This is a genomic window from Streptomyces sp. NPDC093149, from assembly GCF_044754145.1.
GTDB lineage: Bacteria > Actinomycetota > Actinomycetes > Streptomycetales > Streptomycetaceae > Streptomyces.
In genome coordinates, this window is sequence record NZ_JBIVON010000002.1 from 78,986 (window position 1) to 89,347 (window position 10,362).

9 protein-coding genes are annotated in these 10,362 nt (G+C 69.3%); 8 read left to right on the forward strand and 1 reads right to left on the reverse strand.

Going from position 1 to position 10,362, the window contains the following annotated elements; translation table 11 throughout:
• The first annotated feature begins 377 nt into the window (after positions 1–377).
• Both ACIQCZ_RS06885 and ACIQCZ_RS06890 read left to right on the forward strand, forming a co-directional pair.
• A complete protein-coding gene (locus tag ACIQCZ_RS06885) occupies positions 378–1,814 on the forward strand; it encodes an NAD-dependent malic enzyme (protein ID WP_376221548.1) in 1,437 nt (478 codons plus the stop codon).
• A 389-nt stretch (positions 1,815–2,203) separates the two neighbouring features.
• Positions 2,204–2,485: an HU family DNA-binding protein gene (locus ACIQCZ_RS06890; RefSeq protein ID WP_003968811.1), complete on the forward strand. Its 282-nt coding sequence runs from the start codon at positions 2,204–2,206 to the stop codon at positions 2,483–2,485.
• Positions 2,486–2,680: 195 nt separating this feature from the next.
• On the opposite strand, the gene murA is transcribed toward ACIQCZ_RS06890, so the two are convergent.
• Positions 2,681–4,021, reverse strand: coding sequence for a UDP-N-acetylglucosamine 1-carboxyvinyltransferase (murA, locus tag ACIQCZ_RS06895; protein WP_365689133.1), 1,341 nt, complete (start codon positions 4,019–4,021; stop codon positions 2,681–2,683).
• Between the two features lie 275 nt (positions 4,022–4,296).
• Here murA and ACIQCZ_RS06900 point away from each other — a divergent pair, with 275 nt between their 5' ends.
• The 6 genes from ACIQCZ_RS06900 to ACIQCZ_RS06925 all read left to right on the forward strand — a co-directional run bounded on the left by ACIQCZ_RS06900 (position 4,297) and on the right by ACIQCZ_RS06925 (position 10,234).
• Positions 4,297–4,896: a YqgE/AlgH family protein gene (locus ACIQCZ_RS06900; protein ID WP_351073518.1), complete on the forward strand. Its 600-nt coding sequence runs from the start codon at positions 4,297–4,299 to the stop codon at positions 4,894–4,896.
• Between the two features lie 30 nt (positions 4,897–4,926).
• Positions 4,927–5,220, forward strand: coding sequence for a DUF3039 domain-containing protein (locus tag ACIQCZ_RS06905; RefSeq protein ID WP_072484142.1), 294 nt, complete (start codon positions 4,927–4,929; stop codon positions 5,218–5,220).
• 212 nt (positions 5,221–5,432) lie between these two features.
• Complete coding sequence (locus ACIQCZ_RS06910; protein WP_402280340.1) at positions 5,433–6,737, forward strand: extracellular solute-binding protein; 1,305 nt, start codon at positions 5,433–5,435, stop codon at positions 6,735–6,737.
• Between the two features lie 2 nt (positions 6,738–6,739).
• Positions 6,740–7,714: a carbohydrate ABC transporter permease gene (locus tag ACIQCZ_RS06915; RefSeq protein ID WP_402280342.1), complete on the forward strand. Its 975-nt coding sequence runs from the start codon at positions 6,740–6,742 to the stop codon at positions 7,712–7,714.
• An 11-nt stretch (positions 7,715–7,725) separates the two neighbouring features.
• A complete protein-coding gene (locus ACIQCZ_RS06920; RefSeq protein WP_391744076.1) occupies positions 7,726–8,559 on the forward strand; it encodes a carbohydrate ABC transporter permease in 834 nt (277 codons plus the stop codon).
• Positions 8,560–8,563: 4 nt separating this feature from the next.
• Entirely contained in the window at positions 8,564–10,234 is a 1,671-nt protein-coding gene (locus tag ACIQCZ_RS06925; RefSeq protein ID WP_402280344.1) for a beta-N-acetylhexosaminidase, read from the forward strand.
• Positions 10,235–10,362 lie beyond the last annotated feature (128 nt).

The following is a 10,362-nucleotide window of genomic DNA, read 5'->3' on the forward strand; positions in this document are numbered from 1 at the left end:
GGTCTTTGTTAGCCTGGTGTCGGCACCGGCTCGATCCAAGCCCCCGGGCCCAACCTTCGTCGCTTCGAGCGACCACTTGCCGCGAGGCGAGCATGGCGGGTCGGTGCCGCTCGACCAACAAGAACAGACCCGCGTCACCTTCCGGTGGCGCGGGTCTGTTCTTGTTTACGGACCCGGCCGGATCCACGGAGGCGGTCGGGCCGGAAGTGATGAGGGGTTCCGCTGAAGCGGTCATCTCTCGTATGGTGGAAACTACTTTCCGAAAAGTGGCAGTCATTACCGGCTACCGGCCAGTAGGTGCGACGATCGGGGAGCGTGTCCGAGGCGAGCGCCCCGGCCGCGCGGCAAAGAAGCTAAGGAAAGCGAAGGACTCGGCCATGGCAACGGCGCCCAGCGTCTCGTACTCGATGACGGTCAGGCTGGAGGTGCCCGCGAGCGGCACAGCGGTCTCCCAGCTCACCACGGCCGTGGAGTCCTCCGGCGGTTCGGTCACCGGCCTCGACGTGACCGCCTCCGGCCACGAGAAGCTGCGGATCGACGTCACCATCGCCGCCACCTCGACCGCGCACGCGGACGAGATCGTCGAGAACCTGCGCGGCATCGAGGGCGTCGTGCTGGGGAAGGTCTCCGACCGTACGTTCCTGATGCACCTCGGCGGCAAGATCGAGATGGCGTCCAAGCACCCCATCCGCAACCGTGACGACCTCTCGATGATCTACACCCCGGGTGTGGCCCGGGTCTGCATGGCGATCGCCGAGAATCCCGAGGACGCCCGCCGCCTCACCATCAAGCGCAACTCCGTCGCAGTCGTGACGGATGGTTCCGCGGTACTCGGCCTCGGCAACATCGGTCCGATGGCCGCCCTCCCGGTGATGGAGGGCAAGGCTGCCCTGTTCAAGCGCTTCGCCGGCATCGACGCCTGGCCGATCTGCCTGGACACCCAGGACACCGACGCCATCGTCGAGATCGTCAAGGCGATGGCCCCCGGCTTCGCGGGCATCAACCTGGAGGACATCTCCGCACCCCGCTGCTTCGAGATCGAGGCGCGGCTGCGCGAGGCCCTGGACATCCCCGTCTTCCACGACGACCAGCACGGCACCGCGATCGTGGTCCTGGCCGCGCTGACCAACGCACTGCGCGTGGTGGGCAAGGGAATCGGGGACGTACGCGTCGTCATGTCCGGCGCCGGAGCGGCCGGCACGGCCATCCTGAAGCTCCTCATCGCCGCCGGCGTCAAGCACGCCGTCGTCGCCGACATCCACGGTGTGGTGCACGCCGGCCGCGAGGACCTGGTCTCCGCCGACGCCGATTCGCCGCTGCGCTGGATCGCCGACAACACCAACCCCGAGTCCGTCACGGGCACCCTCAAGCAGGCCGTCGTGGGCGCCGACGTCTTCATCGGCGTCTCCGCCCCGAACGTCCTGGACGGCACCGATGTCGCCGCCATGGCCGACGGTGCGATCGTGTTCGCGCTCGCGAACCCCGACCCCGAGGTGGATCCGGCAATCGCTCGCCAGACGGCGGCAGTTGTCGCCACCGGCCGCTCCGACTTCCCGAACCAGATCAACAACGTGCTGGTCTTCCCGGGTGTCTTCCGCGGTCTGCTGGACGCCCAGTCCCGCACCGTCAACACCGAGATGATGCTCGCCGCCGCGCGTGCCCTCGCCGACGTCGTCGCGGAGGACGAGGTGAACGCGAACTACATCATCCCGTCGGTCTTCAACGACAAGGTCGCCGGGGCGGTCGCCGGTGCCGTCCGGGACGCCGCGAAGGCGGCGGGCGGTACCGTGACGGGCGCGGGGGAGCTCGGCTGACGCCGACCCTTCGCAGTACCCGCCGCGGCCCCCTGCGGGTGTCCGGCCGCGGCCGCGGCACCCCACGTCGGCCCCGCGTACGGCGCGTCGCGGGTCGCGGCGCCCCAAACGCCCCTTTAGGGTGGGCGGGCGGCGCGTCCCGCAGAGCCCCGCATCCGCTGCGGACCGCTTTCGGGGAGTCGACGGAACGTCACCACGATGAGGCAGTGGTGCTTTTCGTGTGACTCCGGAGGGTGCCGGATTGGCTTTCCCGCCGCAGGTGGGGGCAGGATGCGTAATCGGGCGCGAGGGTCTGACGACAGACCCGGGTCCGGGGACTGTCCGAGGGCCCTGGCAGCATCGGCTTCGATCTCACGCCTCACAGGCAAGAAGAACACGGGAGTAACAACATGAACCGCAGTGAGCTGGTGGCCGCCCTGGCCGACCGCGCCGAGGTGACTCGCAAGGACGCCGACGCCGTGCTGGCCGCGCTCGCCGAGACCGTCGGTGAGATCGTCGCCAAGGGCGACGAGAAGGTCACCATCCCCGGCTTCCTGACCTTCGAGCGCACCCACCGTGCCGCTCGCACCGCTCGTAACCCGCAGACCGGCGACCCGATCAACATCCCGGCCGGCTACAGCGTGAAGGTCTCCGCGGGCTCCAAGCTCAAGGAAGCCGCCAAGGGCAAGTAAGCCCCACAGGCGCGACGAAGGGCGGTCACCCGACCAGGGTGACCGCCCTTCCGTGTACCGGCCCGAGAGGGCCCTTTCCGGGCCTCTGTCGCCAACGTGGACCCGGAGGGACGAACCCGGACCCTCCGGGGAACGTGAAACGGGGGCCCGGGGCAGCGCCCCGAACCCCCGTCAGCAGCCGTCGGCCGCCGGGTCTCAGACCAGCGCCCCGCCGGGCAGCTCCACCTTCGCGCCCAGCTTCTCCAGCTTCTCCATGAAGTTCTCGTAGCCCCGGTTGATCAGATCGATGCCGTGCACCCGCGAGGTGCCCTGCGCCGCCAGCGCGGCGATCAGGTACGAGAAACCGCCGCGCAGGTCCGGGATGACCAGATCCGCGCCCTGCAGCCTCGTCGGCCCGGACACGACCGCGGAGTGCAGGAAGTTGCGCTGGCCGAAGCGGCAGTCGGAGCCGCCCAGGCACTCGCGGTAGAGCTGGATGTGCGCGCCCATCTGGTTGAGCGCCGAGGTGAAGCCGAGCCGGGACTCGTACACCGTCTCGTGGACGATGGACAGGCCCGAGGCCTGTGTCAGGGCCACGACCAGCGGCTGCTGCCAGTCGGTCTGGAAGCCGGGGTGCACGTCCGTCTCCAGGGCGATGGCGTTCAGCGCGCTGCCCGGGTGCCAGAAACGGATGCCCTCGTCGTCGATCTCGAACGCGCCGCCGACCCGGCGGAAGGTGTTCAGGAACGTCATCATCGAGCGCTGCTGTGCGCCCCGTACGTAGATGTTGCCCTCGGTGGCCAGCGCCGCGGACGCCCAGGAGGCCGCCTCCAGGCGGTCCGGGATCGCGCGGTGCGTATAGCCGTCCAGCCGGTCGACACCGGTGATCCGGATCGTCCGGTCGGTGTCCATCGAGATGATCGCGCCCATCTTCTGCAGTACGCAGATGAGGTCCTCGATCTCGGGCTCCACGGCCGCGTTGGACAGTTCGGTGACGCCCTCGGCGAGCACGGCCGTCAGCAGCACCTGCTCGGTGGAACCCACCGACGGGTACGGCAGCCGGATCTTCGTGCCGCGCAGTCGCTGCGGGGCTTCCAGGTACTGGCCGTCCGCGCGCTTCTCGATGGTCGCGCCGAACCGGCGCAGCACGTCGAAGTGGAAGTCGATCGGCCGGCCGCCGATGTCGCAGCCGCCGAGTCCCGGGATGAACGCGTGGCCCAGCCGGTGCAGCAGCGGGCCGCAGAACAGGATCGGAATGCGCGACGAGCCCGCGTGGGCGTCGATGTCGGCGACGTTGGCGCTCTCGACATGGGTCGGGTCAAGGATCAGTTCGCCCGGTTCGTCACCCGGCCGGACCGTCACACCGTGCAACTGCAAAAGTCCCCGCACCACCCGCACGTCGCGGATGTCGGGCACATTGCGCAGCCGGCTGGGCCCGCTGCCGAGCAGCGCGGCGACCATTGCCTTCGGCACCAGGTTCTTGGCGCCTCTGACGCGGATCTCGCCCTCCAGCGGGGTTCCGCCGTGGACAAGCAGGACATCGTCTGTGCCGGTCATGAATCTCGCGTTCCGGAGTGGTCGGGCAGGGGGCCAAACGAAAGGGTAATGGCCCGCGTACCCCCTTCCGTAAGAGGTCGGGGGGTGTGCGAACGTCATGAATCCGCCACAACACGCTCTGCTTCCCGACTCTTGCGGAGGGTTACCGTCCGCAACGCCCCGGGGCCGTGCGCTCTCCGTGCATCCATGCGCCCTGAGCTGCGCTCGGGCCCGTTCGGCGACCGGGCGGCCCACTTGGCCCCCGCGAGGGGTGAAGATGCGGGATCATTTCTGCCATGACCGAGGTGTCCTCGCTCACAGGGCGACTGCTCGTGGCCACACCCGCGCTCGCGGATCCGAATTTCGACCGCGCGGTGGTGCTGCTCCTCGACCACGACGAGGAGGGCTCGCTCGGCGTGGTCCTGAACCGCCCGACCCCGGTCGGCGTCGGCGACATCCTCACGTCCTGGGCCGGCCTGACGGGCGAGCCGGACGTCGTCTTCCAGGGCGGCCCGGTCTCGCTCGACTCGGCGCTCGGAGTGGCGGTCATCCCCGGCGACGAGGGCTCCTCGCCGCGTTCCCGCCCCCGCCCGAACAGCGGGGACCCCCTGGGCTTCCGCCGGGTGTACGGGGCGATCGGCCTGGTCGACCTGGAGGCGCCGCCGGAGCTGCTGGCCGCGGCGCTCGGCTCGCTGCGCATCTTCGCCGGATACGCCGGCTGGGGTCCCGGGCAGCTGGAGACGGAGCTGGCCGAGGGGGCCTGGTACGTCGTCGAGTCCGAGCCGGGAGACGTCTCCTCCCCGCGCCCGGAGCACCTCTGGCGGGCGGTCCTGCGCCGCCAGCGCAGCGAACTGGCGATGATCGCCACCTACCCGGACGACCCGTCGCTGAACTGAAGCTCCGGGCTTTAAGTACCCTTGGCGGTTATGAGCACTCTTGAGCCCGAGCGCGGGGCAGGTACGGGGACCCTCGTAGAGCCGACGCCACAGGTGTCGAACGGCGACGGCGACCACGAGCGCTACGCCCATTACGTCCAGAAGGACAAGATCATGGCGAGTGCCCTGGAGGGCACCCCCGTGGTCGCACTGTGCGGGAAGGTCTGGGTACCGGGGCGCGACCCCAAGAAGTATCCGGTCTGCCCCATGTGCAAGGAGATCTACGAGTCCATGGGCGCCGGCGGCGACAAGGACAAGGGCAAGGGCGGCAAGGACAAGAAGTAGTCCTGGGCCGTTCGGCCGCCACTGCTTCGGGCCCCCGGGGTGCGCGTTGACGCGCACCCCGGGGGCCCTTTGCGTTGCACGGGCTGCTCCCCCGGGTCACAGAGTGGTTGAGACCACTTGTCGGCGTCCGTACGCACACCTACTCTCCTGCCAGTTGTGCAGAACGAAACGAGCGTTGCGTATGTTGCAACGCCTACCGGTAGGGGTTCCGGATGAAGCTGTCTGCCCGAATTGCCGCCCCGGCCGCGGCGCTTGTGCTGGCGGGTCTCACCGCCACCGCCTGTGCGCCGCAGACCTCCGACACCGGAGCGAAGGGGGACGAGAAGACCGGCACGCTGCGTGTCTGGCTGTTCCAGGAGGTCGGCAACAAGCCCAAGGAACAGGTCGTCGACGCGGCGGTCGCCGATTTCGAGAAGGCGCACAAGGGTGCGAAGGTCGAAGTCGAGTACATACCGGTCGAGACCCGCGCCCAGCGGATCAAGGCGGCGTTCAACGACCCGAAGAGCGCCCCGGACCTCATCGAGTACGGCAACACGGACACCGCCGGATACGTCAAGGACGGCGGACTCGCCGACGTCGGTGCGGAGTTCGCCGCCTGGGACGAGGCCAAGGACACCGACCCGACCGCCAAGCAGTCCGTCACGGTCGGCGGCAAGATCTATGGAGCCCCGTTCTTCGTCGGCGTCCGCGCGCTGTACTACCGCACGGACATCTTCGAGGACCTGGGGATCGAGGCCCCCAAGTCCCAGGCCGAGCTGATCTCCACCGCGAAGAAGATCCACAAGAAGAAGCCGGATCTGTACGGACTGGCGGTCGGTGGCGCGTACACGTACGGTGCGATGCCGTTCATCTGGGCCCATGGCGGTGAGCTGGCCGACGGCGACGGCGGCACGTACAAGGCGGCCATCGACAGCGACAAGGCCCGCAAGGGCATCGAGGCGTACACCTCGCTCTTCGGTGACGACAACTGCCCGGCCGCCAAGTGCGCGTCCATGGGCGGCAACGCCACCGTCACCGCGTTCGCCTCCGGCAAGGCCGCCATGGCGATCGGCGGCGACTTCAGTCACGCGGCCGTCGAGGCGGGCTCGGTGAAGGGCGCGTACGCGGTGGTGCCGCTGCCGGGTGTCACGGAGGGCTCCATCGCCCCGGCGTTCGCGGGCGGGAACAACATCGGTGTGCTGAAGAGCAGTTCGCACCGCAGCCTCGCCGTGGACCTGATGAAGTCCCTGACCGGCAAGGAGACCCAGGCGAAGATGTTCGACGCGATGGGCTTCCTGCCGACCTACACGGACGTGCGGGCGACGGTCGCGAAGAAGCAGCCGTTCGTCGAGCCGTTCGTCAAGACGCTCGGCGCGGGCGCGAAGTTCGTCCCGGCCTCGCCGGGCTGGGGCCAGATCGACTCCTCGCTGGTCCTGCCGACGATGTTCCAGGAGATCGTCAGCGGCCGCAAGGACGTGGCGAAGGCCTCGGACGACGCGGCGAAGAAGATGGACGCCGCGTTCGCCGACGCGGGCTGACGATGGCCGCGAACAGTACGGCGTACAAAGCGCCCAGTACGTCCGGGGCGGGCGGGACCTCCGCCCGCCCGCCCCGGCGCCGCCGCCCCGCCCCGTCCGCACGCCGCTCCGGCTGGACCCCCTGGCTCTACCTCCTGCCCGCGCTCGTGCTCCTCGGCGGGCTGCTCGTCTACCCGATCTACCAACTCGGCCTGATCTCCTTCCTGGAGTACACCCAGGCCCAGGTCAGCGGTGGTGAACCGGCCACCTTCCAAGGATTCGGGAACTACGCGACGCTCTTCGGGGACGGACAGTTCTGGCAGGTGCTCCTGGCGACCGTCGTCTTCGCCGCCGCCTGCGTGCTGGCCACCCTGCTGGTCGGCTGCGCGCTCGCCGTCCTGCTGACCCGGATCCGGGCCGTGCCGCGGCTCGCGCTGATGCTGGCCGCGCTCGGCGCCTGGGCGACCCCCGCGATCACCGGTTCCACCGTCTGGGTGTTTCTCTTCGACCCGGACTTCGGCCCGGTCAACCGGGCGCTGGGGCTCGGCGACTTCTCCTGGACGTACGGGCGCTACAGCGCCTTCGCCCTGGTGCTCCTCGAAGTGCTGTGGTGTTCGTTCCCGTTCGTGATGGTGACCGTGTACGCGGGCATCCGGGCGATCCCCGTCGAGGTGCTCGAAGCGGCCGCGCTGGACGGCGCCTCGCAGTGGCGGATCTGGCGCTCGGTCATGGCCCCGATGCTGCGGCCGATTCTCGTCGTCGTCACCATCCAGTCGATCATCTGGGACTTCAAGATCTTTACCCAGATCTATGTCATGACCAACGGCGGCGGCATCGCCGGCCAGAACCTGGTGCTCAACGTGTACGCGTACCAGAAGGCGTTCGCGTCCTCGCAGTACAGCCTCGGCTCGGCGATCGGCGTCGTGATGCTCGTGATCCTGCTCGCCGTCACGCTCGTCCATCTGCGACTGACGCGCCGCCAGGGGGAGGAACTGTGAGCGCACGGAGCATGCTGAGCATCCGCCGTCCGGGACGGCCGGCCGCCGAGGCCGCGGCCCTCCTGATCGCCGCGGCGGTCGCCTTCCCGCTCTACTGGATGGTGCTCTCCGCCCTCAAACCGGCCGGCGAGATCCAGTCCACCGATCCGCGCCCATGGACGCTGTCGCCGTCCCTGGACTCGTTCCGCCGGGTCTTCGAACAGCACGACTTCGGGCGGTACTTCCTCAACAGCCTGATCGTCGCCGGAACGGTCGTCATCGCCTCCGCACTGATCGCCTTCCTGGCGGCGACGGCCGTGACCCGGTTCAGATTCCGCTTCCGCACCACACTGCTGATCATGTTCCTGGTCGCGCAGATGGTGCCGGTCGAGGCACTGACCATCCCGCTGTTCTTCCTGATGCGGGACTTCGGCCAGCTGAACACGCTCGGCTCGTTGATCCTGCCGCACCTCGCCTTCTCGCTGCCGTTCGCGATCTGGATGCTGCGCGGCTTCGTCAAGGCCGTCCCGGACGCGCTGGAGGAGGCCGCCTGGATCGACGGCGCCAGCCGCGCCCGCTTCCTGTGGCAGATCCTCTTCCCGCTGGTCTTCCCGGGCCTGGTGGCGACCAGTGTCTTCTCGTTCATCTCGACCTGGAACGACTTCCTGTTCGCGAAGTCGTTCATCATCAGCGACACCTCCCAGTCGACGCTCCCGATGGCGTTGCTGGTCTTCTTCAAACCCGACGAGAACGACTGGGGAGGGATCATGGCAGCCTCGACGGTGATGACCATTCCCGTGCTGGTCTTCTTCGTACTCGTACAGCGCCGCCTGGTCTCGGGACTCGGCGGAGCGGTAAAGGACTGACGCCATGGCCATGGAACTGATCCCGGCGCTGATCCCGGCACCCGTGCACGCCGCCGACGCGGCTGACTCCGGTGATGCGGCGGAACAGGACGGATTCCCGCTGGACCCGCTCACCACCATCACGGCGGCCCCCGGTACCGAGGACACCGAACGCTGGCTGCGCTCCACGCTCGGAGCCGCCTTCGCCCTGCCCCTCGCGCCGGCCGGCGAGGACACCGCGCACACCATCCGGCTGCGCATCGACCCGGCTCTGGACCCCGAGGGGTACCGGCTGTCCACCGGGCCCGGCGGCCGGTACGTCGAGATCACCGGAGGGAGCGCCGCCGGAGTCTTCTGGGGCGCACAGACACTCCGCCAGCTCCTGGGACCGGAAGCCTTCCGCCGCGCGCCGGTCGACCCCGGCACACGGCGCGTCATCCCCGCCACGGACATCGAGGACCGGCCCCGCTTCCCGTGGCGCGGCATGATGCTCGACGTGGCACGGCACTTCCTGCCCAAGGACGACGTCCTGCGCTACCTCGACCTCCTCGCGGCCCACAAGCTGAACGTCTTCCACTTCCACCTCACCGACGACCAGGGCTGGCGCATCGAGATCAAGCGCTACCCGAGGCTCACCGAGGTCGGCTCCTGGCGGGCCCGCACCAAGCACGGCCACCGGGCCTCCGAGCTGTGGGACGAGACCCCGCACGGCGGCCACTACACCCAGGACGACATCCGCGAGATCGTCGCGTACGCGGCGGAGCGGCATATCCAAGTCGTCCCCGAGATCGACATCCCGGGACACTCGCAGGCCGCCATCGCCGCGTACCCCGAACTGGGCAACACCGACGTCATCGACACCACCACCCTCTCCGTCTGGGACACCTGGGGCATCAACGCGAACGTACTCGCCCCCACTGACAACACCCTGCGCTTCTTCGAGGGCGTGCTCGAAGAGGTCCTGGACCTCTTCCCCGCCGCCACCTCGCCGTTCGTCCACATCGGCGGCGACGAGTGCCGCAAGGACCAGTGGAAGGAGTCCCCGGCCGCCCAGGCGCGGATCGACGAACTCGGCCTGGCCAACGAGGACGAGCTGCAGTCCTGGATCATCCGGCACTTCGACACCTGGCTCACCGCGCGTGGCCGCCGTCTGATCGGCTGGGACGAGATCCTCGAAGGCGGTCTCCCGACGGGCGCCGCGGTGTCGTCCTGGCGGGGGTACGGCGGCGGCATCACGGCCGCCGAGGCCGGTCACGACGTCGTGATGTGCCCGGAGCAGCACGTGTACCTGGACCACCGTCAGGACGGCGGACCCGACGAACCGATGCCCATCGGGTTCATCCGCACCCTGGAGGACGTCTACCGGTTCGAACCCGTGCCCGCGGGCCTCTCGGAGGAGGCGGCCCGTCACATCCTCGGCACCCAGGCCAATGTGTGGACCGAGGTCATGCAGAACCGGGCCCGCGTCGATTACCAGGTCTTCCCGCGCCTCGCCGCGTTCGCGGAGGTCGCCTGGTCGCCCCTGCCCGCCCCCGCGGAACGGGACTACGCCGACTTCGAACGCCGGATGACCACGCACTACGCCCGCTTGGACGCCCTCGGCGTCGATTACCGGCCACCGACGGGCCCGTTGCCCCGGCAGCAGCGCCCCGGGGTCCTCGGACGCCCTCTTGAGGGACCGCCCCCGAACGTGTGATCCCGGCGCGCTCCGGGACCGGCCGTCACGCTCCGAGAGGGCGTGACGGCCGACGCACGTCATCCGGTACGCGCGCCGCGGACACGCCGCCACGGGTACGCCTCACCTGATACGCGCGCCGCGGACAC